Annotated in this window: 29 protein-coding genes; 15 read left to right on the top strand and 14 right to left on the bottom strand. The window is 43.6% G+C overall.

Features of this window, described 5'->3' with window-relative positions; genetic code table 11:
- Position 1: 1 nt before the first annotated feature.
- A complete protein-coding gene (locus ABIE26_RS21890; RefSeq protein WP_310146195.1) occupies positions 2-1,150 on the bottom strand; it encodes an ATP-binding protein in 1,149 nt (382 codons plus the stop codon).
- A 220-nt stretch (positions 1,151-1,370) separates the two neighbouring features.
- Between ABIE26_RS21890 and ruvX the strand changes: the two genes are divergently transcribed.
- The 9 genes from ruvX to ABIE26_RS21845 all read left to right on the top strand — a co-directional run bounded on the left by ruvX (position 1,371) and on the right by ABIE26_RS21845 (position 9,324).
- The gene (ruvX, locus tag ABIE26_RS21885) at positions 1,371-1,787 is read left to right on the top strand and encodes a Holliday junction resolvase RuvX (RefSeq protein WP_310146196.1); all 417 of its coding nucleotides are present in this window, start codon (positions 1,371-1,373) and stop codon (positions 1,785-1,787) included.
- A gap of 9 nt (positions 1,788-1,796) precedes the next feature.
- Positions 1,797-2,432: an O-methyltransferase gene (locus ABIE26_RS21880; RefSeq protein WP_310146197.1), complete on the top strand. Its 636-nt coding sequence runs from the start codon at positions 1,797-1,799 to the stop codon at positions 2,430-2,432.
- A gap of 3 nt (positions 2,433-2,435) precedes the next feature.
- Entirely contained in the window at positions 2,436-3,116 is a 681-nt protein-coding gene (locus ABIE26_RS21875; protein WP_310146198.1) for a glucosaminidase domain-containing protein, read from the top strand.
- On the top strand, positions 3,116-4,030 hold the full coding sequence (locus ABIE26_RS21870; protein ID WP_310146200.1) for a glucosaminidase domain-containing protein: 915 nt from the start codon (positions 3,116-3,118) through the stop codon (positions 4,028-4,030). Before ABIE26_RS21875 ends, ABIE26_RS21870 begins: the two co-directional genes overlap by 1 nt.
- Before the next feature lie 47 nt (positions 4,031-4,077).
- Positions 4,078-4,830 (top strand): hypothetical protein, encoded by a 753-nt coding sequence (locus ABIE26_RS21865; RefSeq protein ID WP_310146201.1) that lies wholly within the window; start codon positions 4,078-4,080, stop codon positions 4,828-4,830.
- A complete protein-coding gene (locus tag ABIE26_RS21860; RefSeq protein WP_310146203.1) occupies positions 4,827-5,150 on the top strand; it encodes a hypothetical protein in 324 nt (107 codons plus the stop codon). Before ABIE26_RS21865 ends, ABIE26_RS21860 begins: the two co-directional genes overlap by 4 nt.
- A gap of 82 nt (positions 5,151-5,232) precedes the next feature.
- Entirely contained in the window at positions 5,233-6,270 is a 1,038-nt protein-coding gene (locus tag ABIE26_RS21855; RefSeq protein WP_310146204.1) for a DUF3078 domain-containing protein, read from the top strand.
- 84 nt (positions 6,271-6,354) lie between these two features.
- Positions 6,355-7,695, top strand: coding sequence for a signal recognition particle protein (gene ffh, locus ABIE26_RS21850; RefSeq protein ID WP_310146206.1), 1,341 nt, complete (start codon positions 6,355-6,357; stop codon positions 7,693-7,695).
- Positions 7,696-7,782: 87 nt separating this feature from the next.
- Positions 7,783-9,324, top strand: coding sequence for a YifB family Mg chelatase-like AAA ATPase (locus ABIE26_RS21845; protein ID WP_310146208.1), 1,542 nt, complete (start codon positions 7,783-7,785; stop codon positions 9,322-9,324).
- Here the strand turns inward: ABIE26_RS21845 and ABIE26_RS21840 are convergent.
- From ABIE26_RS21840 to ABIE26_RS21820, 5 genes are all read right to left on the bottom strand, one after another.
- Positions 9,321-9,587, bottom strand: a complete 267-nt coding sequence (locus tag ABIE26_RS21840; RefSeq protein ID WP_310146210.1) for a hypothetical protein — start codon at positions 9,585-9,587, stop codon at positions 9,321-9,323. The two genes, ABIE26_RS21845 and ABIE26_RS21840, sit on opposite strands and share 4 nt — an antisense overlap.
- A 45-nt stretch (positions 9,588-9,632) precedes the next feature.
- Positions 9,633-11,066, bottom strand: a complete 1,434-nt coding sequence (locus ABIE26_RS21835; RefSeq protein WP_310146212.1) for a COG3014 family protein — start codon at positions 11,064-11,066, stop codon at positions 9,633-9,635.
- Between the two features lie 25 nt (positions 11,067-11,091).
- Complete coding sequence (locus ABIE26_RS21830; protein ID WP_310146214.1) at positions 11,092-11,685, bottom strand: penicillin-binding protein activator LpoB; 594 nt, start codon at positions 11,683-11,685, stop codon at positions 11,092-11,094.
- A 36-nt stretch (positions 11,686-11,721) separates the two neighbouring features.
- Positions 11,722-12,120 carry a hypothetical protein gene (locus ABIE26_RS21825; protein WP_310146215.1) on the bottom strand — a complete coding sequence of 133 codons (399 nt, stop codon included), beginning with the start codon at positions 12,118-12,120 and terminating at the stop codon, positions 11,722-11,724.
- A 70-nt stretch (positions 12,121-12,190) separates the two neighbouring features.
- Positions 12,191-12,790 carry a TlpA family protein disulfide reductase gene (locus ABIE26_RS21820; RefSeq protein ID WP_310146216.1) on the bottom strand — a complete coding sequence of 200 codons (600 nt, stop codon included), beginning with the start codon at positions 12,788-12,790 and terminating at the stop codon, positions 12,191-12,193.
- Between the two features lie 181 nt (positions 12,791-12,971).
- On the opposite strand from ABIE26_RS21820, the gene ABIE26_RS21815 reads away from it, so the two are divergent.
- The 3 genes from ABIE26_RS21815 to ABIE26_RS21805 are packed head-to-tail and all read left to right on the top strand — an operon-like array spanning position 12,972 to position 14,958.
- The gene (locus ABIE26_RS21815) at positions 12,972-13,841 is read left to right on the top strand and encodes a TraB/GumN family protein (RefSeq protein ID WP_310146218.1); all 870 of its coding nucleotides are present in this window, start codon (positions 12,972-12,974) and stop codon (positions 13,839-13,841) included.
- Positions 13,842-13,844: 3 nt separating this feature from the next.
- Complete coding sequence (locus tag ABIE26_RS21810; protein ID WP_310146220.1) at positions 13,845-14,348, top strand: RNA polymerase sigma factor; 504 nt, start codon at positions 13,845-13,847, stop codon at positions 14,346-14,348.
- On the top strand, positions 14,338-14,958 hold the full coding sequence (locus ABIE26_RS21805; protein ID WP_310146221.1) for a hypothetical protein: 621 nt from the start codon (positions 14,338-14,340) through the stop codon (positions 14,956-14,958). The genes ABIE26_RS21810 and ABIE26_RS21805 overlap by 11 nt, the downstream gene beginning before the upstream one ends.
- A gap of 13 nt (positions 14,959-14,971) precedes the next feature.
- On the opposite strand, the gene ABIE26_RS21800 is transcribed toward ABIE26_RS21805, so the two are convergent.
- The 3 genes from ABIE26_RS21800 to ABIE26_RS21790 all read right to left on the bottom strand — a co-directional run bounded on the left by ABIE26_RS21800 (position 14,972) and on the right by ABIE26_RS21790 (position 17,723).
- The gene (locus tag ABIE26_RS21800) at positions 14,972-16,306 is read right to left on the bottom strand and encodes a hypothetical protein (RefSeq protein ID WP_310146222.1); all 1,335 of its coding nucleotides are present in this window, start codon (positions 16,304-16,306) and stop codon (positions 14,972-14,974) included.
- Positions 16,303-16,893 carry an RNA polymerase sigma factor gene (locus tag ABIE26_RS21795; protein WP_310146223.1) on the bottom strand — a complete coding sequence of 197 codons (591 nt, stop codon included), beginning with the start codon at positions 16,891-16,893 and terminating at the stop codon, positions 16,303-16,305. Before ABIE26_RS21795 ends, ABIE26_RS21800 begins: the two co-directional genes overlap by 4 nt.
- Before the next feature lie 116 nt (positions 16,894-17,009).
- Positions 17,010-17,723: a DUF4397 domain-containing protein gene (locus ABIE26_RS21790; protein ID WP_310146224.1), complete on the bottom strand. Its 714-nt coding sequence runs from the start codon at positions 17,721-17,723 to the stop codon at positions 17,010-17,012.
- Positions 17,724-17,967: 244 nt separating this feature from the next.
- Here ABIE26_RS21790 and ABIE26_RS21785 point away from each other — a divergent pair, with 244 nt between their 5' ends.
- Both ABIE26_RS21785 and ABIE26_RS21780 read left to right on the top strand, forming a co-directional pair.
- A complete protein-coding gene (locus ABIE26_RS21785; RefSeq protein ID WP_310146225.1) occupies positions 17,968-18,432 on the top strand; it encodes a nucleoside triphosphate pyrophosphohydrolase family protein in 465 nt (154 codons plus the stop codon).
- A 147-nt stretch (positions 18,433-18,579) separates the two neighbouring features.
- Positions 18,580-19,176, top strand: coding sequence for a helix-turn-helix domain-containing protein (locus ABIE26_RS21780; protein WP_310146226.1), 597 nt, complete (start codon positions 18,580-18,582; stop codon positions 19,174-19,176).
- 34 nt (positions 19,177-19,210) lie between these two features.
- Here ABIE26_RS21780 and ABIE26_RS21775 read toward each other — a convergent pair whose 3' ends face one another.
- A complete protein-coding gene (locus ABIE26_RS21775) occupies positions 19,211-19,606 on the bottom strand; it encodes an amidohydrolase family protein (RefSeq protein WP_310146227.1) in 396 nt (131 codons plus the stop codon).
- Between the two features lie 375 nt (positions 19,607-19,981).
- Here ABIE26_RS21775 and ABIE26_RS21770 point away from each other — a divergent pair, with 375 nt between their 5' ends.
- Positions 19,982-20,467, top strand: a complete 486-nt coding sequence (locus ABIE26_RS21770; RefSeq protein WP_310146228.1) for a DUF6266 family protein — start codon at positions 19,982-19,984, stop codon at positions 20,465-20,467.
- Between the two features lie 78 nt (positions 20,468-20,545).
- On the opposite strand, the gene ABIE26_RS21765 is transcribed toward ABIE26_RS21770, so the two are convergent.
- The 4 genes from ABIE26_RS21765 to ABIE26_RS21750 all read right to left on the bottom strand — a co-directional run bounded on the left by ABIE26_RS21765 (position 20,546) and on the right by ABIE26_RS21750 (position 26,147).
- Positions 20,546-21,010: a hypothetical protein gene (locus ABIE26_RS21765; RefSeq protein WP_310146229.1), complete on the bottom strand. Its 465-nt coding sequence runs from the start codon at positions 21,008-21,010 to the stop codon at positions 20,546-20,548.
- Between the two features lie 900 nt (positions 21,011-21,910).
- Positions 21,911-24,262 (bottom strand): Gldg family protein, encoded by a 2,352-nt coding sequence (locus ABIE26_RS21760; protein WP_310146230.1) that lies wholly within the window; start codon positions 24,260-24,262, stop codon positions 21,911-21,913.
- Between the two features lie 11 nt (positions 24,263-24,273).
- Complete coding sequence (locus ABIE26_RS21755) at positions 24,274-25,200, bottom strand: ABC transporter ATP-binding protein (RefSeq protein ID WP_310146231.1); 927 nt, start codon at positions 25,198-25,200, stop codon at positions 24,274-24,276.
- Positions 25,200-26,147 (bottom strand): S1 family peptidase, encoded by a 948-nt coding sequence (locus tag ABIE26_RS21750; RefSeq protein WP_310146232.1) that lies wholly within the window; start codon positions 26,145-26,147, stop codon positions 25,200-25,202. Before ABIE26_RS21750 ends, ABIE26_RS21755 begins: the two co-directional genes overlap by 1 nt.
- Positions 26,148-26,301 lie beyond the last annotated feature (154 nt).

The following is a 26,301-nucleotide window of genomic DNA, read 5'->3' as shown; positions in this document are numbered from 1 at the left end:
ACTAATTGTATATATATTGAGTCCCTTTCGGGAGCGTTTTAAACTTAATTATTTTTACCAATTGTAAAGATACATCTAAAAACAGAATTTTCGGGTTCGCATTTCTTTCAATGTGATAATGTGCCTGTTCCAGTTCTGAAATAATGGCATCCGCCATGTTCAGGTCCAGCACATGTGTTGCCAGTTTTTTAGCGGTTTCCAATACCCTGGGCGGCAGTTTTACCAGTTCTTCAGCTCCGCTGAGCAACAGGCTGCATTCCCTTAAAAAGCTGATCCCGTATTTTAAAAAATTCTTTTGGTTTTCTCTTCCCCATCCCGCAATCTGCTCTACAAAACCGGTTAAATCCAGCACCCTGTTTCCATAGCCCATGCGCAGCCACTCCGCAAACTTATCCGCATTTTCGTTTTGTGTATTGGAAACCAGTGATTTTGCTTCAATCAGATTTCCATCTGCCAGAAAACTATATTCTGTAGCCTGATTTTCCGGTAAGCCATGGCCTTCCATCAGGTAATTTTCTACAATGGAGTGGGAAAGCTTTGGTATTTTGACAATCTGCGTACGCGAAAGCAGGGTAGAGAGGATCTGTTCCTGGTTATTGGCCACCAGAATGAACAGGGTATTCTGAGGTGGCTCCTCAATAATTTTCAGTAAAGCATTGCCCTCCTTATCCAGGTATTCAGGCAGCCACATGATCAGTACTTTTGTCTCCGCCTCAAAAGCCTTGTAGCTTAATTTTTTAATGATGTCATGACATTCGGCAATATTGATATTGGCCTGTTTGTTCTCGGCATTCAATTTTGAACGCCAGATGTCTATGTCAAAATAAGGATCTGCAAGCAGCATACTTCGCCACTCTTCCAGCACATCAACTGCAACCCTTACATCCTTCGAAGCGAAAAAGGGATAGGAAAAATGCAGATCGGGATGAATATACCTCTCGTATTTACGGCAGGAAGAACATTCGCCGCAGCTGTCATCGGCTTTTTTGTCGAGGCAATTGATGTATTGTGCATAGGCAATAGCCAGAGGCAGGGCCCCGCTGCCGTCGCATGACAAAAACAACTGGGCGTGACTAATCCTGTTCTCGGCAACTGTCTGTATCAATTGCTGCTTTATATTCTCCTGACCGATGATCTCTTTAAATTGCATTTGGTGCAAAATAGTAAAATTTTAACACTTGCCTGTAAGCCCCCTTAAACTTGACAGGAACAGGACAACCTGCTACCTGATCAAGGATTGCTTCGGGATTGGCTCGGGACTGTTTCGGGTAAAGTACCTCCTTTCCGAACAAAACCCGAAGCAATCCCTGATCAGTCCTTGATTTGACCAATAGCTGGTCCCTTTTTGGAATTTACTTATCTTTGCCCTTATGCCAAGGATTATTGCCTTTGATTATGGGACCAAACGTATCGGGATAGCTGTTACAGATCCCCTGCAGATTATTGCAACCGGATTAGATACCATACACCCGAAAGATATTGTAGAATATTTAAAGAAATACCTTTCTGCAGAACCGGTTGAGGCCTTTGTTTTTGGCGACCCCAAACAAATGGACGGATCGCCCTCCGAATCCGCACAGCACGTAAAGGGCTTTGCAAAAACCCTGAAAAAAACCTTTCCCGATATTCCGCAGTACTGGATAGATGAGCGTTTTACCTCCAAAATGGCGCACCAAACTATTCTGCAAAGCGGATTAAAAAAACAGGACAGGAGGAATAAAGAAAGGGTTGACACGATATCGGCCACCCTGATCCTGCAATATTTTATGGAACAACCCCGTTTATAGCATTCGAAGATGAGTTTAATTAATGAAGACATGCAGCAGCTGCTGCTCAACTATTGTGAACCTGAAAGCGACCTGCTGCAAAAGATAGACCGGGAAACCAACCTGAAAGTTTTAATGCCCAGAATGCTTTCCGGACACTACCAGGGCCGGGTACTGAGTATGCTCAGTAAGCTGATCAGCCCCCACAGGATACTGGAAGTAGGCACATTTACCGGCTATGCTACCCTCTGCCTGGCAGAAGGCTTAACCGAAAACGGCATGATTTACACCCTGGATATCAACGAAGAGCTGGAAGAAATGGTACGCCGTAATTTTGAAGCTTCACCATACCACTCCAGAATAAATTATATCCTGGGGGACGCTACAGAGACCATTCATTCCCTTCAGGAAATCTTTGATCTTGTTTTTATTGATGCCGATAAAAAAAACAACGGCACATACTACCACCTGATCTTCGACAGGGTTCGGCCGGGGGGGCTCATTATTGTTGATAATGTGCTGTGGAGTGGAAAAGTACTCAGCAGCAACCCAGACAAAGACACTAAAAATATCACTACATTTAACGATAAAATAGCGGCAGACAGCCGGGTAGAGAAACTTATCCTCCCGGTGAGAGATGGTCTGTTTGTCATCAGAAAAAAATAAAGTATGCTTAAAACAGTATTTTATACCTGGCTAAGTTTTACCCTGTTCAATTTTCATGCTGCCGCACAAACTACCGACGATTACATCAGCACCTATGCCGAAAATGCACAAATGCTGATGCGTGAATACAAAATCCCGGCAAGTGTTATCCTGGCTGTAGCCATTCATGAATCGGCCTCAGGAACCAGCAAAATTGCCCGTTACCTGAACAATCATTTTGGCATAAAGGGGCCCAACAGTAGCAACGAGATCCGCTCTTCCTATAAAGATTACCCCACGGTAGCCGAGTCGTACGGTCATTTTCTTGAATTTCTGAAAAGCAGAATCTCCTTTAGCAAGCTGTTCGATAAATACGACCAGTACGATTATAAAAACTGGGCAAGGGGCATCCAGCGGGGAGGATACGCCAGAAGCAGGACCTGGGCAGCACAAATCATCGGCATCATCAGAAAAAACAACCTTTACCAGTATGATGAAAGACCGGATGATTATGTAGAGCCCCCTGCGCCTGTAGCCGAAGCAAGTGCCGGACGCAAAAGCAGCGCCTCAAAAACCTATACGGTTAAGCGGGGCGACAACCTGCATAACATCGCCAGGGCCCGCCACACCACACCAGCCGCGATAATGAAAAAGAACGGTTTAAAGAGCCCGGCAATTAAGCCCGGACAAAAACTAAAATTATAATGAACAAAAAACTATTTGTCCTGGCCCTTGCAGTTGTTTTTCTGACTGCCTGCAAAACAAAAAAATACAGCCGTAACAACAAACAGATTGAAAAGGCCGCCAATAAGGCAAACCCCGATGCCAAATCATTCACCACCCTGAGCTATATTGAGCAGTTTAAAGGTGTAGCAATTGAAGAGATGAACAGATACGGCATTCCGGCCAGCATTACCCTGGCACAGGGCATCATCGAATCGGGAAGCGGCAACAGCAGCCTGGCTAAGTATGCCAACAACCATTTTGGCATTAAATGCACCTCCGAATGGAAGGGAAAGGCCTACTACAAGGATGACGACCAGGCGAACGACTGCTTCAGGGTTTATAAAGATGCCCGGGAATCATACAAAGACCATTCAGAGTTCCTGAAAAGAAAGCGCTACAGCTTTTTGTTTGAACTGGATAAAAACGACTATAAGAACTGGGCCTACGGCCTAAAGCAGGCCGGTTATGCCACCAACCCTAAATACCCGGACCTGCTGATCAATGTGATAGACAAATATCAATTGTACCAGTACGATCAGCCGGAATCTGAGAAAGACAAGCTGAAACGCGAAGACAAAGTATTTTCGGAGATCAACGCCAACATCCCCAATGAGAAAAAGAAGTTCACGCCGGTTGACACCCCTCCGTCAAAACAGGTGATCAAAACCCCGGATACTTTAAGGATATCAGCCCCTGTAGCGGCCGACACCGCCATAGCAGCGCAACCAGATATTGCACCCATTTTTAAACCGGCCTCCTATACCGTAAAACAAGGGGATACCCTTTACGGCATTTCTAAAAAGTTCAAAATCAGCATTGACGAGCTGAAATCCTTAAATAACCTTACAGATACAGGAATTAAAATCGGACAAAAACTGATCTTAGTTAAATAATGTTAATATTATTACACAGATATCGTTATCTTGTAATTTTGTTTTAAATGAAGTTTTTAGGCCTCCTGCTTATTTTTTACGGTTTAACTTTTAAAGTTTTTGCACAGCAAACTGTGGTGCAGGGCTTTGTGGTTGACAAGGATTCCAGGCAACGACTGGCCAAAGTTTACGTTTATAATCCGGCCAACGACGAAGGGATTTACAATAACCCAAAAGGGGAATTTGGGATTAAGGCCAAAGCAGGGGACACCTTATTTGCCGTTCTGCAGGGCTATGCCCCGGACACCCTGGTGGTAAAAAACCAAAAAGCCGTTTATTTCCAGTTAAAATCACTGGGCATCCCCTTAAAGGAGGTTTCCATTGTGGGCAATAAGTATACCCCGATGCAGCGGCACGAGCAAACGCTGAAGGAGTATAAATACGCACTGGATAAGGGAAAAGCGAAAGATTTGCTTAACCTGGGATTGGGCGGTGCCGGCCTGGGAATTGACGCAATATATAACCTGCTGAGCCGGGAGGGAAAAAACGCAAGGCATTTACAGAAAATACTGGAGCGCGACTATAAGGAAGCAATTGTCGATTACCGCTTTACACCGGATTACGTAAAAAGGATTTTAAGGATCAGTGATTTTGAACTCACAGACTTTATGCAGCAATACCGCCCCTCATACCAGTTTGTGCTGGGTGCTTCCGATTATGCCTTTGTGGTTTACCTGCAAAACAGTTACACCAGCTATAAACGGAACCCTTCGGCTTTCAGACTGCCTGCACTGCCGAAGATAAAAGTTGAAGAGTTTTGAAGCCTTGGTTCATTATCGTACCTAAAATACCGGCCAACGCCATGGCCCTTTTTCCATTTATCCTGTTAAAAGACAAAGATCAGAAGGCCGATCCGGTTTTGATCAACCATGAACGCATACACCTGAGGCAGCAATTGGAACTACTGGTTTTCCCTTTCTACCTGCTGTACCTGATTAACTATCTGTTTAACCTGATCCGGTATAAAAACCATTACCTGGCCTATTTCAATATCGTTTTTGAAAAGGAAGCCTACGCCTGCGACCATAAGCCGCTTTACCTCCGCAACAGGCCGTTCTTTGCCTGGTTAAAATATTGCTGAAAGCATGCTTCCGGCATTCTCCGATCCAATTAGTTTGCTATTAAACTTTTAATCAAGCACTTTTTTGTTTTTCTTTGTAACAATGAAGATTTTTTATGCCTATTTACTGTTCGTTTTTATGGGTATCACCAGCCTGCGTGCGCAGGAGGTTGACACCGTCCCCATCAACACCAAAGGTCTGGACATTAAGTTAAAACGCAGTCCGCTACCTTCAAGAACCGGAACCATTCCGTTTAAGCCTGTTGAGCTGAACCCCGTTGTAGTAGATGCGCGGGTAAATTACTGGAAAACCAGAACTTCAGTGGGGATCAATGTAAACCAGGCTACATTTTCCAACAACTGGAAAGGTGGCGGGGTAAACTCACTGGCAGTAGGTGGTCTGGTAAATTATAAAGCCGAATACGCTAAAGAAAGTTATAGTTATATCAGCGAGGTTGTCCTGGAATATGGTAAGGTAAAAAATAAGGATCAGTTGCAGAAAAAGACACGCGATCGTATTTTTTGGGACAACAAGGCTGCCTTACAATTGTCTAAGAACTGGTATTTCTTCGGTTCGGTGAGTTTTGAATCGCAGTTTGATGCCGGTTATTCCTATGGCAAAACCAGTGATGGCAGGGAGTTCCCGAACCTCATTTCCAGGTTCATGGCGCCTGGCTATCTGACAGAGTCTTTCGGTTTTGAGTATAAACCCAATAAATTCTTTTCTACCCGGATTGGTACAGGAAGTGCACGACAAACCTTCGTGTTGGACACGGCTGTTTACATCACCAAAGATGCAAATGATCCGGATAACCCGGTAAAAGATAAAAAGGCAGCCACCAAGTACGGTGTAGATTTTGGGAAAAAGTTCAAAAATGAGCTGGCTTTTCAGATCGTGAGCAATTTTGAAAAAGAAGTACTGACCAATACTATGCTTAAGGCAAGGTATCAGATGTTTATACCATACGACAGGCCGCTGGCACATGTAGATCACCGCCTGGATGTTTCTGTAACCTCTAAATTAAACCGGCTGATGAATGTTTCACTGACCTGTGTGGGCTTATTTGACAAGGACAATGACACCAAGATACAGGCCAGCCAGGCCCTTGCGCTTGGCGTAATGTTTGTTTTCCCCCGCTAATACTTTTATTATTACCCAATCTTTTCCTCCAAAATTAATTACCTTTGGGGCTACAAAAAATTGAACACTAAGCATTAAAGAAAAATGTTTGAAAATTTACAGGATAAGCTAGACCGCGCATTTAAAGTTTTAAAAGGACAAGGAAGCATCACAGAGATCAACGTGGCCGAAACCATGAAAGAGATCCGCAAGGCTTTATTGGATGCCGACGTAAATTACAAGACGGCCAAAAGCTTTACCGACGAGGTAAAAGAAAAAGCAATTGGCCTGAACGTACTTACAGCTGTTTCTCCGGGTCAGTTGCTGACCAAAGTCATGAACGATGAGCTTACCGCCTTAATGGGCGGCGAGGTTACAGAACTTGACCTGAAAGCAAATCCTACCATCATATTGATCGCAGGTTTAAACGGTGCCGGTAAAACTACCTTTACCGGAAAACTGGCCAACTTCCTGAAAAGCAAAGGCAAGAAACCGTTATTGGTTGCGGGCGACGTTTACCGTCCGGCGGCGGTTGACCAGCTTCAGATCCTGGGCGAGCAGATCGGCGTTCCTGTATATGCCAATACCGCTTCCAAAGACCCGGTGGGCATTGCTATGGAAGGTATTGCCGAGGGTAAAAAACAAAACAATAATGTAATTATTATAGATACAGCCGGCCGTTTAGCAGTAGACGAGCAGATGATGGATGAGATTGCCGCTGTAAAAGACAGTACAAAGCCACACGAAATCCTATTTGTTGTGGATGCCATGACCGGACAGGATGCCGTAAATACAGCCAAGGCATTTAACGACCGCCTGGACTTTACCGGGGTGGTGCTTACCAAACTGGATGGCGATACCCGTGGTGGGGCTGCGCTTTCCATTAAATCGGTAGTAAACAAACCCATCAAGTTCATTGGTACCGGCGAGAAAATGGAGGCCCTTGACGTGTTTTACCCGGAAAGGATGGCCTCACGTATTCTGGGCATGGGCGACGTGGTTTCCCTTGTTGAACGTGCACAACAGCAGTTTGACGAAAAAGAAGCCGCAGAACTTCAGAAAAAGATCCGTAAGAATAAATTCGACTTCAACGACTTCTACAACCAGATCCAGCAGATCAAAAAAATGGGTAACATGAAAGACCTGATGGGCATGATACCTGGTGTAGGAAAGATGATGAAAAATGTGGATATAGAGGACGATGCCTTTAAAAATGTAGAGGCCATTATCCAGTCTATGACCAAATACGAACGCGAAAACCCGGACAGCATCCAGCAAAGCCGTCGCCTGCGCATTGCCAACGGCTCTGGCAATAAGGTAGAAGATGTGACCAAGCTGATCAAACAGTTTGAGGATATGCGTAAGGTAATGAAACAATTCTCTAATCCGGCCACCGCAGCAAGGATGATGAAAAACATGCCTAAAATGCCACAGGGCAGGATGTAATTCCTTTATAAAAAATAGTCAGGCATTTTTGACCGCTATAAGATGAAATCCGTATAGATTCACAACAGTGATTTATACGGATTTTTTATGCTGATAAAAACATATGGAAGCGCCGTTTTTGGCGTAAATGCTTTAACCATTACCATCGAGGTAAGTATAGGCGGCGGCAACAGGTACCACATTGTGGGCCTGCCCGACAATGCCATTAAAGAGAGTTTAAGAAGGATTGAGAGTGCCATCCAATCGGCCGGATTAAAAATGCCCCGGCAGAAGATCGTGATCAACCTTGCCCCGGCCGACATCCGAAAGGAGGGCTCGGCCTACGACCTGCCCATTGCCATCGCCATTCTGGCTGCCTCAGAGCAGCTGGAAAGCACCGCCGAAACAGACAAATACTTTATCATGGGAGAGCTGTCGCTCGACGGCAGTTTGCAACCTATAAAAGGGGCCCTGCCCATTTCCATACAGGCCAGATCGGCAGGCTTCAAAGGCTTCATATTGCCGGCCTCCAACTCAAGGGAAGCGGCAATTGTGAGCGATCTGCTGGTGTATGGTATGCGTAACCTGGCAGAGGTGGCAGCCTTCTTTAACGGGACCGCAGTGCCGGAACCGGTTGTGGTAAACACGAGAGACGAGTTTTTTAATCATGTAAGCAGCTATGAGCAGGACTTCTCGGATGTAAAAGGCCAGGAGAACATCAAACGGGCGCTCGAGATCGCAGCAGCAGGCGGGCACAACCTCATCCTGATTGGTCCGCCCGGGGCAGGAAAGACCATGCTGGCCAAAAGGCTTCCCACAATATTGCCTCCTTTAAACCTGCAGGAAGCGCTGGAAACCACCAAAATACATTCTGTAGCCGGGAAGCTTGGTGTTGCAGAATCACTCATGACGGAACGGCCTTACCGCAGCCCGCACCACACCATTTCCGACATGGCCCTGGTAGGCGGGGGCGCCAACCCGCAGGCCGGGGAAATTTCCCTGGCACATAACGGCGTGCTTTTTTTAGACGAACTGCCCGAATTTAAGCGCAGTGTGCTGGAGGTAATGCGACAACCTTTGGAAGACAGGAAAGTAACCATATCACGGGCGCGATTGAGTGTGGAATACCCGGCAAGTTTTATGCTCATTGCCTCTATGAACCCCTGCCCATGTGGTTTTTACAACCATCCAGAGAAAGAATGCATCTGCGGTCCAGGGCAGGTACAGAAATACATGAGCAAAATTTCCGGCCCTTTGTTAGACCGCATCGACCTGCATGTAGAAGTAACCCCGGTAAATTTTAACGAACTGACATCGCAGATACAGGCAGAAAAGAGTTCGGTGATCAGGAACAGGGTAATCCGCGCACGCACGATACAGGATGCCAGGTTTAAGGCCAACAACAACCTGCATTACAATGCACAGATGAGCCCCAGGGCAGTCAGGGAAATCTGTAAAATAGACGAGGCAGGGAAGGCATTGATCAAACAGGCTATGGAAAAGCTTGGGCTTTCGGCCCGTGCGTACGACCGGATCTTAAAAGTGGCCAGAACCATTGCCGACCTTGCGGAAAGCAAAGAGATTAAACTGGAGCACCTGGCCGAAGCCATTCATTACCGCAGTTTAGACCGCGACAGCTGGACGGCTTAATCTTCTATATCCTCTTCTTCGCTCTCTTCGTCGTCCTCATCAGGCACATAAGCCACAATTTCCCGGCCTATGGCATTGATCTCTTCATCCGGTTCAAACAACGGCAAAGCAGTTTCCGGGTCTAGTTTTAACCATTGCTCTTCGGTGTCTTTTTGGATCTGGACATATTCTTTGCCGTTTTTAAAGATCACATAGGTATCGTTTCCTTCCGGGAAGACGGCATAGGCGTCTGGTCCGATATTGATGTCAAAGGGTTGTTGCATACTGTGCGGGTACTATTTATTAAAATCGACGCAATTTGGCAATAATTACCGTAAAGTAGAATAATTATAGAATTGAAGTTTCCCATTTCCGTTCACTTCTATGGTTTTAGACTCATCAGTTCCTGCGGCATTTTTTAAGTTAAGGGTAATGGTATTAGGCCCTTTTTTGAGGGGTATACGGCTATAGCTGATCTGCGCCGGCAGCGATTGCCAGTTACGGGTATCGGCCTTTTCTGAAAGCAGGCTGTACAATTGCATCCCTATGCCCAGGCCTTCCAGCAGGGAATTGTCCTTACCGTCTTTTCCATTGCCCTTGGCGCTCTGCCTCAAGACATATTCAGCACTTTTTTTAACCGCAAGGCGGGTTAAAACCTTGCCCATTTCCTTCATAAAACGCTGCTCCAGGGTTTTAAATGCCAGCTCATTAATATCTTCTGCTTTTTCAAATGAAAAAGTCTGCTGCCCATTGGCCAGTGTGGCACTGCTGTAATAAGGGTTTTGGGCTATATATTTTGGATAGGTAGCGCGCAGGCTTTCTACACCATTCAGGCTAAAATTGCTGTTGCTGTACGCATGGTTAAAGGGAATAACAATCGTTCCGCCCAGGTTGGTGAAAAACAGGTCGCCATTGCTGCCTTTAATCAGCGAAAAAAACAATTCTTCCTGCTTTTTTACCGGAGCCAGGCCATTTTCCCAGAAAAAGATCAGTGCGCCACCTTCAGGCTCGTTCTTCTGCTCATATTTCATTCCAAACAGCTCTTCAAAACGACTTAGCTCTGAACTGAAACCATTTTTATCGGCCATCCGCAGCACATCCTGTTTCAGCTCTAAAGGCATTTTTACGCCGTAATAGCTTTGATCCTTACTTTTCAGGTAAACTTCGGCAGCATTTCTGTAAGCAATAAAAGCATTGTTTACATCGCCGTCCCGTTCATAAATAAGTCCCTGAAGCATCAAAGAGAAAGCGTCTTTTGAGTATCGGCTGTCTTTATCATTGAACTTATCGCCCTGTTCCTGCGATTGCAGGCTGATGCGTCTTGCTTCTACAATGGCATCTTCGCTCTGGTTCAGGTATACATAATTCAGGGCCTTATAATAATGGATCATGAACTTTTCAAAATCCTCTCCTTTATAACTCTGCGTCATTGGGTTCACCAGGGTTCCTACAACGGCATCCATGGCCCCACCCATACCGTTTTCCAGCATTTGATCGGCCTCATTGAAATAACGGTTGCTGTTTTCATAATCGCCGGCCAGATGGCTCATTTTGCCTTTCTCCATTAAAAAAAGCAATTTGTTACGTGGCTTTTGCAGCAGTTTGTTCTTATCCAGTTCTTTCTGGGCTTCCGTATAGTTACCAGATGAGACCTGCTTGTAGTAAGAGGCGATCATGTCATTGTAACTGGCACAGCCGAAAAGAAAAAGCATCATCCCTAAAAGGAATGATGCTTTAAAAATATTCCTGCGGATATTTGTCATATCGTTTTTAGCGGGCTGCTGCCGACTAATTCTTAACGTATTTAGCTATCTTCTTATCGCCAATCCATACCACCTCGTTGGTCTGGATATCTGTAAGCTCCAGGTTTACCTGATAGTAAACCACTTTCTTACGTTTATGAGAGTCTACGATAGAATTGATAGAACCCTGAAGAATGTAATCTGCACCATTTTCCAGGCCAAATTTTTTCATGGTAGATACGGATGCATTGTCCTGCTGGTCTGCTTTCTCTGCACGTAGTTCCTCTCTTTTTTTACCGCCCTGTACCAAGCGCACACGTTCACTTTTTATAAAGGACTGTTCTACATCTTTAACAAAGGTTTCGGCATCAATATGTTCGTGGCTTTTGTTTTTTACCACACCAACAACCACTACTGGTCTTTTGCCTTGTTTCTCTTCCAGATGTGTTGACAACCACTTGCCGCCTAAAACAGTCTGGGTCATTTCCTCTGCTACCAGCCTGGAATCGGTATTGTTCCAGTTACCGCTTACGTCGATTGCCTGATCGGTATTTACACGTGTAACTTGCCTGGAGCATGATGTGATCATCATTCCGGAAACGGCGATAGCCGCTATGGTCATTAACTTTTTAAATTGCATTTTATTGAATATAAGGTTTCTACTTGTTTTATTTTTTTACCATCCAAACCAGGGTCTGCTGTTGCCCCAGCTATAGCCGATATGGCCGCCATAACTAAAGCCCCTGCCAAAACCGTAATGGCCATAGCTTATAGAAGGATAATAATAAGGGCTGCCGTAATAGTATCCGTTGTTGAGGTTAAGCTGATAGTTTCTTTCCCTTCTCAGCTTACGGCGCTCTTCACGGGCTTCATACCAGTCGTACGCCTTATAAGTTTGCTGAACAGTTGTGCCTTGCGTTCTGTTTAGAGAATCGGCCTGCTCTATATACTTGGCGCGGCTTTCCTGATACCTTGGGTTCTGGTCCTTAACGGGATCATTTTTTTGTGCATAGCCGCCTGATGAATACGCCAATGCCGCTACACAAGTCCATACAAAAATCCAATTCGTTTTCATTTGTATAATTTTTATTTGATGGATGCAGCAGGAATCATACCGCATCCGTATATAAGACGAACAAACCGCCTTAAATGTTACTGGCTTTTAATTTTTTAATAAAATCTATAAATTTTTCACTGCCGTAGTTTGCTGCCCCGGCTTCGTTATAGGCCAGGCGGCCTTTTTTATCGAAAACTACGGTAGTGGGTAATGACCCTTTAAAAATGACTTCGGGGATATCGCCGGCGACATTGTATACCGGAAGTTTGTAGCCCTTTCTATCCATATACTGCTGTGCCTTTTTAAGATCACTGTCGGCATCCACCAGTATAAACACCACATCTTTGTGATCAATAAACTGATTGTACAATTTATTTACAGAAGGCATTTCGGCCAGGCAGGGCGGGCACCAGGTGGCCCAGAAATTCAGAAAAATTACTTTTCCCTTCAGGCTCCCTAAATCCAGTTCCTTACCAGATGCGTCTTTAAACCTGATCCCCGAAAGGTCGGCCGGACTGAGCGCTTCGGCCGGTTTCAGTGAACTTTCCTTCACATCTGCACTAAAGAGCCCAATCTCCATTAGCCCTCTGATCATTAGCGCCTTTGCCGCCGGAACAAATATCAGCACCAGGAAAAACCCTATGAAAACAGCATTTATGATATTCTTTTTGTTCAATATCTTCTTCATCGGCAAACGTCTTTCTGTAAAAATAGAGATTAATACTTCCACCCGTACAGCCGCGTTTATCTTTTGACATTCCCTTGTTGAACCGGCCTTAAGGCAGGAAAAAATAAAATTCAAAAATTTCTGTAACGAAAGCGGCAGGTCAAATACTTACTGTATGTAAAAACACTAAAACTATTGCATCATGAAAATAACAAACTTGTTCGCAGCTGCGCTTTGCACCATACTTTTATTAACCGGAACGGCCAAAGCCCAGTCAAAAAATAACGGAAACTCCCTACTTTGGGAGGTTAGCGGGAAAGGCCTCACTAGGCCATCCTACATTTTTGGCACTATACACATGATGTGCCCGGCCGATTTCAGCATTACTGATAAAACAAAAAAAGCATTCGATACAGCCGAGGAGCTGGTAATGGAGGTTAATTTCACGGATCCTTCAGAAACGGCCGAACTCCAGAAAGCGATGATGTCGCCAGTACCACTGAGCAAAAAACTAAGCCCCGTACAGTTCAGACTGCTCGACTCTGTATTGACCTTAAAAACCGGGACCAGCCTGAAATCAATGGAGCAGCTGAGCATGACCACCATTTCCAGTTTTGCCATTACCAAGACCCTGCCATGCACCGAAATAAAGTCTTATGAACTGGAATTTGCTAATTTTGCAAAAACACAGCACAAGCCAATTGGCGCATTGGAAACCGTGAAACAACAAAGCGAGTATTTCGCAAAGGCCTTTTCAGATCAGATGATCATTGATCAGATCCTGAGCTTTGACGACTATAAAGCCGTATTTACTGAAATGGTTGATGCCTACAAAAAAGAAGACCTGAAAAAGTTGTATGCCGTACTGAACGATCAGAGATTTGGCAATACCAACGAAAGCAACAAATGGATGCTGGAAGTTAGAAATGCCAACTGGGCAAAGCAGATACCGCCAATGATGAAGGATAAAAGTTGTTTTTTTGCGGTAGGATCTGGCCATTTGGCTGGAAAAGACGGAATATTGCAACTGTTAAAAGACCAGGGCTATACCGTTAAACCCATACTGAAGTAAGGTTTGAAAACAAGAGAAAAAGAGTTCCTGGAACAGGTGGAAGCCCACAAGGGGATCATCCATAAGATATCCAGAATGTATGTAGATGATGAGGACGACCAGAAAGATCTTTTTCAGGAAATCATCTGCCAGCTGTGGAAATCTTATGATTCATTTAACCATCAAAGCAAGTTTTCATCCTGGATGTATCGAGTGGCTTTAAATACCGCAATTGTATACTTCAAAAAACACAAAAGAAAAGAAGATGCTTATGTCATCATTGCACGGGAAATAGAAATGCCGTCAGAAGATGCAGAAACAAAAGAGCTGCAGCTGGCGCATTTTTACAAGGCATTACAGCAGTTGGACAAGATAGAAAAAGCCCTGATGTTCTATTATCTCGAGGATTATTCGCACAAAGAAATCGGGGAAAATATGGGGATCAGTGAAGGCAATGCTCGGGTAAAATTAAACAGGGCAAAAAACAAATTAAAAGAACTTATAAAAAAACAAGGATATGAATTTTGAGGATATGAAATCGGCCTGGAAAAAGGATTCAGGATCAAATATAGAGGTGCCCAATAAAATTGAAGAGATCAAGCGGGCAGAACTGCCGTTGGACAAGATTAGGAAAAACATGCGGTATGAATTTATTGCACAGCTGATTGCAGTAATTCTGATCGCTTTTGTGCCGCAGCTTTACAAACTTAAGCCGGCACTACTTTTACCTTTCAACGCCATATACATTTTGTTTGTAATTACCTGTGTTTACTTTTTTACCCGCTTTTATGTTTTTTATAAACGTGTAGGTGCGGCCTCCCTGAGCACTAAAGATGCTTTGTATGAAGTGCATTACGACATCAAACTGAATATGGAACTTTATAAAATGTTCTGCTATATGCTGTTCCCTTTCCTTTACCTGATGCTGGGCCTGCTTTTGGTTAACAGTAAGTATGAGGTGATGCTCCGGTTCCTGCAATCTGATTTCTCACACAGCAGCTTTTACCTTTATTTTGGGCTCAGTGTGGTCATTATTTATATCATGCTGCACTTTTCAGCCGTGTACTGGCTCAAAGCCTACTATCAGAAGTACGCAACAGAAATAGAGAACGTGTTGAAATCACTCAAAGAAGACTAAGTGCTTCTGCGCATTAAAAATCAAATTTCAACCTTACACCTGTGCCAATAAGGTACAGGTTTTCTTTTGAAAATTCCTTCATGGGCAGTTTCATAAAGGGCTCCACGGAAAATGACTGTTTCTCGGAAACCTTTTGTCTATAACCAAAGGAGATATTGTAAAAGCCCAGGTATTTATTATTCCTGATCTCGCCGGTTGGAACGGGTTCTGAAACGCTCCTTTGGCTAAACACCGCATTAAAACCGGGCTGGCTTACATCGGCAGAAGCGAGGGTTTCTACTGATCCCTGCAGGTAATTGTTGCGCTGTTTCTGGTTTAAGATGGCAAAGGCTGAAACCCCAAAATTGGTGTACAGTTTCTTTGTAAAGTGGTATTTAATCTCTAAAGGAATATCCAGGCCTGCAAGACTGGCATCAACAGACTGGAGGTTTTTGGTTTCAGCAACCATGGCCATACTCGTGGAGGGATTGTTTAACACGCCTTCTCTTCCACTGGTCATGTCTTTTGTAGCGCCCATTTCACTATAAGACACCCCGGAACCGATGGAAACTTTGTCGGACAAGGCATAAGCCATACTTACACCATAACCCATATTCAATTTTTTACTGTTGCCAATGGAAGGTGCCACCATAACCCCCATTTCCCATTTGTCGCTCTTTTTAGCGGTTATTTTTTTCTGGGCCAGTTGTGGATTAGCTTTTACTTCTGCTTCCAGAAACTCCTGGAAACTCCGGGGCTTATCTGCTTTGGGGGGAGTTTTTGCAATAAGCCCGGAATCAACAGGATTTGCTTTTTTTACAGGCGGCGCAACAACAAGCGCTGCTGTTTTAACGGTTTCATCAATTGGTCTTACGGTAACATCTGCTGCTTTTCTCGTCGAAGGTTGCTGCGAGGCAACAATTAAAGGGCTGTTCGGTACATTGTTGTTTTCACGTTGTACAACCACGGCCTTGTTTTCGGTTATCGGAGTGTTGAATTTTTCAGTTATTGTTTTAGTCGCACCGCCTGTCAGGTCTGCGGTTATTTCTTGCCCCGAAGGCTTTTGCTCCCGGATCTGCTGAGGCTGATCCGCTTTGGTTTGCGCCTGTTGCGGGATTTCATTTACAGGAGTTTTGTGACTATTTGTAAAGAACAGAGCAAATCCAATAAGCAATACCGCAGCTGCACTGCTCAGACTTAGCAGCCAAAGCAGTCTTTTGCCTTTGCGTTCCCCGCTGGCTACCTGCGCTATTCGCTCTCCTCCCGCTCTTTTTTCAAAGCGCTCCCATGCCCCGGGGGCATAGGCCTCCTCGTGCCCGGTTAAACTTTCCCTAATATGAGCTAACAGCTCGTCTTCAGCTGGTTTCATATCTTTCGGGTTTGAATTGTTGTTTGTTCATATACATTCGTCAGCGAGTTTTTATACAGCTCCCGCAACTTGTTCTTTGCTCTTGTAAGATAAACCCTGCAAGAGCTTTCAGGGATATTCAGCATTTTTGAAATCTCTTCATGCGAAAAGCCTTCAATTTCATACATGTTAAAAATCACTTTATGTGTTTCGGGCAGATTATTGAGCAACCGCATAATATCCTGCACGTTTAACCGCGAAACCGCAGTGAGCTCAGTTACCGGCTGCTGTTCCTCGACGATATCATCTACATATAAAAAAGTTCTTTTACCTCTTAAAAAATCTATCGCTGTGCGGGACGATATCCTGGCAATCCAGCCCTTGAAAGCTTTCTGCAGCTGGTCCTCGACCCTGGGGGCGCTAAACTGCCCTATACTCTTAAATATTTTTATAAAACTGTCATTTACAAGCTCTTCGGCATCATTCCTGTCATCAACATACCGCAAAACTACGCCCATTAAGTACCCATAGAAAGATTTATAGACCATTTCTTTACTCTTACTGTCATTCCTTAAACACCCCGCTATTGCGTCCTCAAATCTGAGCATTCTTTCCTGGTACAATTAAGGGTTTGGGTTATACGTTGTCCATCAGTATACAATTGTTTTTAAACAAGAGGATGTCCTATACTTTTGTATAGAACATCCTCAAATATAAGCAGATATTATTTGTGTGTGTAAATTGCAGCACCCAGTTTTAAGCTGTCGATGGTTGCCGTTTGAATTCCCTTGGCATAGATCGTATAGATTTTTCCTTTTTCAATCTTCACATTAGGAACCGTTGCTTTAACTGTTGCCGTCGCACCTTCCTTGATGTTAAAGGTTACGCTTTCACCCGGATCAACGGCAGCAAAGGTAGTATACTCGTAAAAAGCCTTGCTGGTAAAGAGGTTTGTTTCTTTACCCTGAATACCCAGGCTCAGTGCGCCTCCGTCTTTACTTAAGTTGATGAAACGAACTTTTGCTTTGTCGGCCTCAGGAGCGCTCAGGTCGTCCTCAGTTAAAAGAAATTTCTTGGTATTGGTAGAAAGTGTATCCAGTACAAATACAGAGTAACCCACACCAGATTTCAGGTTAAAGTTTTCGGACATCAGCAGTTTATTTCCGTTTCTTTTGGTTACCCCTAACCTTCTGGTACCAGGAAACAGGTTCAAATAATCAATTTTACTGTTGTACTTTAAGGGGTTGCGCTCATTTACCCGGGTCTGATCAATGATAAAGTCTAAAGACATGGTATCAGGAAAAGCCATGATCACAGAAAGGCCTGCAACCTGCTGAGGCTCTATTCTGTCCTTTGAACAAGCGGCAAACACTACCGAAAGGGCTATTGCTGCAACAAATGTTTTAAATATCATTTTGAATTTACTTGAGTTTTTCATTATCGTGTCTTTTGTGTAAAAGTCTTTTGATATTTGATGGCAGCCATCAAAATCAGGACGTATATATTTTAGTTCAATTAAATAAGGGGTTAACGGCCATTAACTCTTTTTGTTCCTAAAACGAGCGCGATTTCAAAAACGCTACAGTACCGGCTATATTTTTTTAGACATCCCCAATTTTCCAGAAAAATATAGTTTAGTTTTGCATCGAAACAATTGTAAATTAATCCGCAATTTTAAACCTATGCAAGAGTCCAATTCATTAAACCAGGTAGCAGAATTTCATAAAACATTTAAACATCCGATCAAGGAAACGCCGGGCATTCCTTCCAGGGAAAGGGCAAACCTGAGGGTTTCGTTACTGGCAGAAGAGCTGCAGGAATTAAAGCAGGCCATTGAAGCCAACGACTTTGTTGAAGTTGCCGATGCACTTTGCGACCTGCAATATGTACTGGCGGGTGCCATCCTGGAATTCGGGCTTGGAGAAAAATTCAAACAGCTTTTTGATGAGGTGCACCGCTCAAATATGAGTAAAGCATGCAAGTCAATCGAGGAAGCCAATGAAACCATACAGCATTACCGGAAAAACCACCAGTGCGATGCGTATCATAAAGAAGAAGATTCCCTGTTCCTGGTATATCGTTCCAACGATGATAAGACCTTAAAGTCCGTCAACTACTCGCCTGCCGACTTACAAAGCATTCTTTAATGGGTTTGTATTTGCGTGCCCGGCTAACGGAAAAACCGGCTTTAACAGGGCTTAGGCAAGGATGCCGTAAGAATGCCGCAAACATGCCGACAAGAAAAATGAGGACTTCATTTTAGTTTTGCCTTGAAAAACAGAAAAAGACAAAAAATGAAAAACACCGACCTTGCCAAAAAGATTAAAGAGCTCCGCAACCGTAAAGGTATGAGCCAGGAAGAACTCGCTGAAGCCTCTGGCTTGAACCTGAGAACCATTCAGCGAATAGAAAACGGGGAGACGGAGGCGCGTGGCGATAGTATGAAACGATTGGCCCGGGCATTGAACGTTACGCCCGATGAACTGATTGACTGGGCAGAGGAAGAGGACAGGGGCTTCCTTGCCTTCTTAAATTTATCTGCATTGAGTTTTCTTGCGTTTCCCCTTTTGGGAATCATCATTCCGCTGGCACTATGGTTCATGAAGAAAGACAAGATCAAAAACCTGAACCAGATTGGGAAAAAATTGATCAACTTTCAGATTACCTGGTGTATGGCGTTTTTTGGCGTTTTCATCTTTCTGTTTCTGGGTTCGGTGATGCATCTTGGTCTTTCTTTTTCCATGTTAAACCTAAATGGGGCAGAGCTGCTGCTCACATTGTTTATTCCTTTGATTTATATTTTCAACATTATACTGATCATTGTCAACTCCATCACAAGCTATAACAACAAAAGGGTCTTTTACCAACCAGCGATTCCTTTTTTAAGATAAAGAGGTTAACGGAACTTATCAGCAGAAAGGCGGGTTATAACCCGCCTTTCAAATTCTGTCCTTGCTTAAAAACCATTTCCGGATGAAAGAGATGCCCGATATCCTTCAGTGGATCTTGTCCCAAAAGCAGCAGATCAGCTCTTTTTCCTGGCCGGATTACCCCCCGGTCGTTTAAGCCGGTTACCTGCGCACCATTCAATGTTGCACATTGTATGACCTCCAGGTTGTTCATTCCGCATTTGGAAGCCAGCAATTTTACCTCCTGCATTAATGCAACATCTTCGTTTTTAGTAGGATATATCCAATCTGTTCCTGAAACAATCTTTACGCCCCGCTGGTGTGCCCTTCGTGTAATGATTGCGGCATTGACCATTTTATTGTTTTCGGCGTGAAAAACCGTCGCATCCAGGTATATGTTCCCCTGCTTCATGGCCAACAGCAACCGGTCCAGGATCGCTGTATCGGCTTTGAAGGAAAAATAGCCCCATGGGCCCAGGCCATCAGGCCTTGCCGGTGTGCTTCCTTTGTAATTTCTCCAATGAGCTCCTTACTTAGATTCGCATATCACTAAGACAAGCGGGGTTACTACCCGGATATAACTCGGATATAGTCCGAACTTTATAGGGATAAGACCTTGTAAACTCCGTTTTTGTTACTGGTTAATTAGAAATAAATTTCAGATTTATAGCATATTAGAAAGTATCAATTAATACTAAAGACTATGGCTATTATTAAATGGAATTCTTGGCGGTTTTAAAGGTAAAGCTGGTAAAGTTGCAGGCTATCACGCTTACGGAAAGATTTGATGCGGGGTATACCAAAATTAAGAACAAGTGCCCCCTCTGAAAAAGAACTGATAAACAGGGAGAAATTTGCCTATGTACAAGCCTGGCTACAACCATTGACAGACTTTTTGAGAGTTGGTTTTCAAGACTATAATCCCAATTTTCAGGGTTTTGTAGCAGCTAAATCTTACAATAGTAAAAATGCTGTTATTGGATTTTCTCCTTATTTCCAGATCGACCCCACTCTGACTGTGGTCAGTTACGGAGACATGAAACAACCGGCAGGTGCTTTCGCCATTGCCGAAGGAGCCAACATCATTAGCTTCAATTGGAGTGGTGGCAACTTTGTATATAATGACAGGGCCATGTTGTTGGTTTATGACATTACCGGCGGCACTGCTACTTTTAATACGGCATCTGAAAAGGCAAACAGCGGACATGCAACACTTAAGTTGGATGAAACTTACGCCGGAAAACACGTAGATGTTTACCTGACATTTATCTGAAGATAGGAAGCGGCGCAGTACTAGTCAATACCTGGGATTAATTACCGTAATTTAAATTTCCTGATCTAAATATTTGATTCAAATTGATGTATAGCAATTGTGTATGATTCCTTTACCAATAACTGTAGTAGCTGGGCTTTGCTTATTAAAACGGCAACCTATTCTATAATTTTCTTCATAGCGGACTGCATGGTAAGCTTTATCCAGCAATTGCATATCCCCTTCATTATGTTCATCAAAAATCTGATTGACTCTCGGAAGATATGGCTGTAGAAATTTTTGATGGTTCCGGATCCTATGCGAGATTTTTTCACGACCAACTATAATTTGTTCAGCAACCCTATAACTTAATTCCATTACCTGATGTAGCATTAAAGTGGCAAGCGGATAGTTATGCGTTTTTATGTAAAATGCTACCCCAGTATTAAATCCTTTTATTTTATGCTGCTCCCCTTTAAAATTCTCTCTGGCTTTATCTAATATGTCATTCGCCGCTAACCATGCTGGTTTTAGAGCAAAGCTACCTTCGGAGCTTTTATACACCAGGTTTTCTGGTTTACAGATCAAGAAAAAGGGAATGCTTCCTTGTGTTATCCCATTCTGAACATCAATGGGCGGGCCTCCATAATATGCAGGCGGCTCGTTTTGGGGATCAGAATAATTAACTCCTTAAAGTCCACATCCTGATACTTAAAATGATTGAAATAAATTTCCTCTATTGATATAAGGTTAGCGATCCTGCATGCAAATTCCTGAACTTGCAGAGGTATTGGCTTTGTCGTTTCATTAGATAGAACTGATTTTTTTGAGATCTTTGTCATATACTCACTTTAGTTGGTTTAAACTTAAAATGAGTCTCAAAAGAATTTAGCAGCCTACATTTGATCTCCAAATAGCAACAATAGATATCGTAAACAGAAATGCAAATAGCGGGCTCTAAAGACCATCTCGCTGGGCTTCTGACGGCCTTGGGCATGGATCTACAATAGAGCCCATAACGCTATTTGCACTTCAAAAGTACTATAATAAATGTTATGGGCATTAATCTATTGTCTCTGGCCCTTAGTTCTCAGAATTTAGCGAGCGAGACTCTTTAATTAATACCTCGGTTAAGAAGTAATGGTTATATGATATATTATTTTTATTTCATTGGCGGTCTATTTGAGTAATTAGTGTTTTGTAACAATCAAACATAAAAAAATAAACCCAAGAAACTAATATTCTCTAATAAATTATTTTTTCTCTTCTTTTTCGATTGTTTATTTCTCAATAAGGCAAAAAAACATCACTAAATTCACGTGGTTATCACTATCCAAAGATTAACATTAGTGTCCTTCCGCCAAGGATTAAAATAACGAACGCAGTGCTACCAACGATTACCTCTAGTTTATTTTTCAATTTAGAATTCATTTTATAAGCCAGGGGCCGCAACATCCCGCACAATTATTTTCTTTTCCGCCTGATTAAAAGCAAGCCCCCCCCCAACAGCAATAATCCGGGTAATACCCATATGTAAATTATTTTTAAGGTTTTACCCGTACGATGACTGATCAGCAAAAGGTTATCTTTAACGTCGATCCTTCGGGGAAGGTACTGAGGGTATATGCCATAGGCCATCCAGCTGTAAAAAGCATTCCGGAAAGAATTGTTGGTCATTCTCATATTGCTGGTAAAATCGGCATCTCCACATACAATGATGCGTTGCTGCTTGTTATTGATCTGCCGGGTTAACTGAACGGCAGTAATAAATGACGAAGCCTTCACATCTCCTTCACGCGGGTTAAATACCGGCGCTACAGAATCTAATACCATGGAGCCTATTTTAAGCCATGTTTTGTTGGGTCTGGTTTCTAACAAGGGGCTTATGGTAAAAGGGCCATTTATCGCATAGGAAAGTGCCATTGCACCTGGCATGGGGACCGTCACGGTATCGTCTTCGGTCGCTTTCTTTCGCAGGGCTTCTTTCCATTGTAAGAGCTTAGATTCCTCCGCAAGATTAGCACCGGTCGCCGTTACATAGGGTATTACTTTATCTGGCGTTTCATTTTTGCTCAATTCTACCAATGTGCCATTTCTGAATTGTACCCCCAGATGCCCGAGCAGGGGATTGAGCACCCCTTGTTTCCGCGGCTCGCCAAATATCAGCAAATTCCCTCCCTTATCTATATACTGCTCAACTTTTTCCTCGGTTGCCTGGCTTAAGTTAGTCTTAGGGTCAGCTATTACAAGGATATCGGCATCTGCAGGAATATCCCGACTATCCAGTGACAAGGTATCTGTATCAAAACCATGGTTAATCAATGCATTCCGACTGCCTTTATCAATAGCTATTCCTGAATATTCCCGTTCACCTGTTTTGTGTATACTGCGTTCCAGGTTGCCCGAAAGAAAATATATTTTGGGCCCCTTGTCCCCGATCAGAAGTTTTAGGGCATCATCAACATGCGTTTCGTCCGGCCAAAAATAACTGTCATCAAAAGTACGCAGGTTCACTTTCTTGTCCTTATATCTCAGCTGCATAAAAACCCGCCCATTTTCCAAATTGGGGTCAATTATTTTGCGAATCTCTGCCGGAGGCATAAACATGGCCGAATCAACGTTAATTTGTTTTGCCGTGATTCCAGCGATCTGTTTTTCTGTTTTTCCCGGATAAGCCTTGTAATATTGCCTGTTGTCCAAACTACCATCGTTATAATAATAGTATACATATTTAAATTGAATATCAGGCTTAAACCGCAAAAAGGATTCCCAAAGTGTGGTTAAGTATGGGTTTCTCCCTACCGGCATCCCTCTTTGAGCCCCGCTACCCAGTAAATTGGTATAAAGTGTTACTTCCAGAGGGGCATTATCGCCCATGCGCGCCAGTATTTTCTGGCTGCGGGGGTGAATGGTATTGATTTTTCCTACGGTAACATCCAGGTAGCCTGTAAGGGCCGGACGGGAACTGACATAACCAATTAAGACTCCCGAAATAACCACCCCAATATATCTTAGCGCCTTAATCGTCCAGGGTTTTGCCTCCCTTCCGCCTTTGAGTTTAAAAAGCGTAAAGCCCAGGAACATATAAACCACAACGACAAAATAGATCACATCTTTGGTCGTGATCAGACCCGCCATCATCTTAGCCGTTCGCCCTGCGATGGATAAAAAATAGGTAAGGTCGCGTACAAAATCATATTGCTGCCAAAAGCCCCCTATTCGGCCCAATATAAAAAGGACCATGAAAGTACCGATCGCAGATATGATCTGGTAATTACTGAGGCTTGACATAAACAAACCTATAGCGGAGTAAGCACAGGCCAGCAAATAAAAGCCCAGGGTGGCAGATAACAATACGGGATAGTCAATCGATTTAATCTGAAAAGCTCCTGAAACCATAAATATGCACAGTATCCCCACCAACACCAGGCTATAGCACATCAGGGCCAGGTATTTCCCCAAAACAAGATCCCGCAACCTGATTGGCGAGGAATACAATAATTTGATGGTGCCACTATTAACCTCCCGGCTCAATATGCCCATGGTAAGCAATGGGATAAACAGAAATAAATTCTGTAGTGCTTTAGCAAAAACCCCTGTTTCACTTAAAAAAAGAGGAGCAGTAAGCGCTGAAGGAAACTGTTTAAACTTCGGGTTATTTTTTGACAGGATCTCCTGAAGCATTGAACCCATAGTTATCGGTTCCGCATAAAAAATAGCGCACTGGACTAAAAATACAATTACCAGAAACCAGGCTACGGGCGAGTAAACAAGGTTCCGCACCTCATTTTTGGCAATTTTGAATATGATCTTCATATGTTTGAATATTAGTAGGTCTGAGTGCCGGACAATTGTTTGAAAATATCATCCAGCAGACTTTTCTCCAGGCTGATCTCACGCAATTGCCATTTGTGCTGCAAACTGGCAGCGACCAGTCTTTCCGTAATCTCTTCGTCACCATCAAAGTATACCCGGATCTCTTTATAAGTAAGCACTTCTATTTTGGTAATTCCCTGTATTTTAAGCAATTCCTCTGTCGCTGGTGGGTTTTCCATTTTTACAATTAAACTATTAGGCTGCACATAATTGTCAAAGGCGTCCATAGAATCAGCAAATACAATCCTGCCCCCCTCAATCATTACAATTTCTTTACAGAGTAAGTGTATCTCTGTCAGGATATGTGATGAAAGCAGCACGGCATGATCAAGTGCTATTTCTTTAATCAGCTTCCTCGCTTCAATCAATTGATTTGGATCTAATCCATTGGTGGGTTCATCCAATACCACCAGTTTGGGTTTATGTATAATGGCCTGCGCTATGCCTACCCGCTGCCGGTACCCTCCCGAGAGGTTATGGATCAGCCGGCTACTGAAATGTGCAATACCGCATCGCTCCTTTACCTCGGTCACAGCTGCTTTTATTTTACTTTTTTCAATAAACCGCAACTCTGCACAATAGGTCAGGTATTCATCAATGGTCAGGTCGGTATACAGGGGTGGGTTCTGGGGCAAAAATCCAATCTGTTTTTTTGCCAGCTCGGGCTGGACCCTGATGTCAAAGCCATTCACAAGCACACTGCCTTCTGTTTGGTTCAGCACCCCGCAAATGATGTTCATGGTGGTTGATTTACCTGCCCCGTTTGAACCCAGTAAACCGGTAATGCCATTCTGGCTGATTTCCATATTGATATCGCGTACGGCCCAGCTGCTGCTATACCTGTGCGAAAGTCCTTCTATTCTTAAAATGCTATCCATTATCGTTTATAGTTTAAATTAGTGCCTAAAAGATCAATTAGTGCTTTTACAGGAATGGTTTCTTTCACCATCATCTGGATATACGAACCCGCACCGGGCCCGCCCTGGGTACCCACCGGGTGAGTGGAAGTAACAACTCCTATGAGGTTTCCGTATTTATCCAGAATTGGCCCGCCGCTTGACCCAACACCGTAATCCGCTGTAATCTCCATCCTGACAGGAGCCTTCCCGTTTTTATTGTAGCCATATGTAATGCTCAAACTATCAACGGCTACGTTTCTGGCCATTATACCTTTACTGAAATAGTAAAAATGCCCTAATGGATGGGAGAGGCAGTATACCGGCGCGCCGGTATTTGCGGGCCTTCCGATAGGTATGGCACTAAGTTGCTCTCCATGGGTGTCGACTTTAAACACGGCCAAATCGTTGTTCTGAGAAAAAGCCAGTATCCTGTCTATCCGATAAATTTTCTTATCGGCCGACATCAGGAAATAGATGCTGTCTTTACTAGTCGGCCCGTCTTTACCAATCAGGTCCTTCAGGACGTGGTAATTTGTGATGCAAACCCCATCTCCAGCAATAGCGAACGCTGTCCCGGAGAGGTCAAATTTCAGTGCTTTAGGATCTGACGACAATATCTTACCAAAGATGAAGACACTACGCTTTCTTTGTTTAAAAATTTCTTCCCCATCGAGCACTTTCGACTTTCCTTTTAGTGCCGTAACAGCTTCCATTGGCTCTTTTTCATCTACCAGTAAAGCAGAGGCCGCCCGTATTTCCTTAATGGTTTTGGACTTGCTCTCCTTGCCCGACATAAAACCTTCCCGGAGTGCCTCACCAATAAATTCGTTATATTTTACATACTCATTTTCTGCTCCGCGACTTTGCCCTTTAACTGCTGTTACGCTTAACCACAAACAAATGCCAAATAAAAGACATCTTTTCATATCACGATCCGATTAAATCCAGAATACCTTCATTCCTGATGATCATCATGCCCTGGCGGTCTTCAGTGATCCCTTCTTCCATTTTATAGGTATAGCGGGGTCTTGCCCCATCCATTACGGTAGGCATGTACGCAAACCGAACATTGTCCCTTCC

Source organism: Pedobacter africanus (assembly GCF_040548825.1).
Lineage (GTDB): Bacteria > Bacteroidota > Bacteroidia > Sphingobacteriales > Sphingobacteriaceae > Pedobacter > Pedobacter africanus_A.
This window is presented reverse-complemented; position numbering and strand designations above follow the sequence as displayed.

Excerpts from the sequence above, each read along its gene's own strand:
- ABIE26_RS21815 (WP_310146218.1), top strand. The coding sequence starts at position 12,972 with ATGAAAATAACAAACTTGTTCGCAGCTGCGCTTTGCACCATACTTTTA.
- ABIE26_RS21770 (WP_310146228.1), top strand. The coding sequence starts at position 19,982 with ATGCGGGGTATACCAAAATTAAGAACAAGTGCCCCCTCTGAAAAAGAA.
- ruvX (WP_310146196.1), top strand. The coding sequence starts at position 1,371 with ATGCCAAGGATTATTGCCTTTGATTATGGGACCAAACGTATCGGGATA.
- ABIE26_RS21880 (WP_310146197.1), top strand. The coding sequence starts at position 1,797 with ATGAGTTTAATTAATGAAGACATGCAGCAGCTGCTGCTCAACTATTGT.
- ABIE26_RS21840 (WP_310146210.1), bottom strand. The coding sequence starts at position 9,587 with ATGCAACAACCCTTTGACATCAATATCGGACCAGACGCCTATGCCGTC.
- ABIE26_RS21805 (WP_310146221.1), top strand. The coding sequence starts at position 14,338 with ATGAATTTTGAGGATATGAAATCGGCCTGGAAAAAGGATTCAGGATCA.
- ABIE26_RS21825 (WP_310146215.1), bottom strand. The coding sequence starts at position 12,120 with ATGAAAACGAATTGGATTTTTGTATGGACTTGTGTAGCGGCATTGGCG.
- ABIE26_RS21890 (WP_310146195.1), bottom strand. The coding sequence starts at position 1,150 with ATGCAATTTAAAGAGATCATCGGTCAGGAGAATATAAAGCAGCAATTG.
- ABIE26_RS21795 (WP_310146223.1), bottom strand. The coding sequence starts at position 16,893 with ATGCTCAGATTTGAGGACGCAATAGCGGGGTGTTTAAGGAATGACAGT.
- ABIE26_RS21775 (WP_310146227.1), bottom strand. The coding sequence starts at position 19,606 with ATGAAGCAGGGGAACATATACCTGGATGCGACGGTTTTTCACGCCGAA.
- ABIE26_RS21820 (WP_310146216.1), bottom strand. The coding sequence starts at position 12,790 with ATGAAGAAGATATTGAACAAAAAGAATATCATAAATGCTGTTTTCATA.
- ABIE26_RS21835 (WP_310146212.1), bottom strand. The coding sequence starts at position 11,066 with ATGACAAATATCCGCAGGAATATTTTTAAAGCATCATTCCTTTTAGGG.
- ABIE26_RS21855 (WP_310146204.1), top strand. The coding sequence starts at position 5,233 with ATGAAGATTTTTTATGCCTATTTACTGTTCGTTTTTATGGGTATCACC.
- ABIE26_RS21865 (WP_310146201.1), top strand. The coding sequence starts at position 4,078 with ATGAAGTTTTTAGGCCTCCTGCTTATTTTTTACGGTTTAACTTTTAAA.
- ABIE26_RS21845 (WP_310146208.1), top strand. The coding sequence starts at position 7,783 with ATGCTGATAAAAACATATGGAAGCGCCGTTTTTGGCGTAAATGCTTTA.
- ABIE26_RS21870 (WP_310146200.1), top strand. The coding sequence starts at position 3,116 with ATGAACAAAAAACTATTTGTCCTGGCCCTTGCAGTTGTTTTTCTGACT.
- ABIE26_RS21750 (WP_310146232.1), bottom strand. The coding sequence starts at position 26,147 with ATGAAAAGATGTCTTTTATTTGGCATTTGTTTGTGGTTAAGCGTAACA.
- ABIE26_RS21830 (WP_310146214.1), bottom strand. The coding sequence starts at position 11,685 with ATGCAATTTAAAAAGTTAATGACCATAGCGGCTATCGCCGTTTCCGGA.
- ABIE26_RS21790 (WP_310146224.1), bottom strand. The coding sequence starts at position 17,723 with ATGAAAAACTCAAGTAAATTCAAAATGATATTTAAAACATTTGTTGCA.
- ABIE26_RS21755 (WP_310146231.1), bottom strand. The coding sequence starts at position 25,200 with ATGGATAGCATTTTAAGAATAGAAGGACTTTCGCACAGGTATAGCAGC.
- ABIE26_RS21800 (WP_310146222.1), bottom strand. The coding sequence starts at position 16,306 with ATGAAACCAGCTGAAGACGAGCTGTTAGCTCATATTAGGGAAAGTTTA.
- ABIE26_RS21785 (WP_310146225.1), top strand. The coding sequence starts at position 17,968 with ATGCAAGAGTCCAATTCATTAAACCAGGTAGCAGAATTTCATAAAACA.
- ffh (WP_310146206.1), top strand. The coding sequence starts at position 6,355 with ATGTTTGAAAATTTACAGGATAAGCTAGACCGCGCATTTAAAGTTTTA.
- ABIE26_RS21760 (WP_310146230.1), bottom strand. The coding sequence starts at position 24,262 with ATGAAGATCATATTCAAAATTGCCAAAAATGAGGTGCGGAACCTTGTT.
- ABIE26_RS21875 (WP_310146198.1), top strand. The coding sequence starts at position 2,436 with ATGCTTAAAACAGTATTTTATACCTGGCTAAGTTTTACCCTGTTCAAT.
- ABIE26_RS21780 (WP_310146226.1), top strand. The coding sequence starts at position 18,580 with ATGAAAAACACCGACCTTGCCAAAAAGATTAAAGAGCTCCGCAACCGT.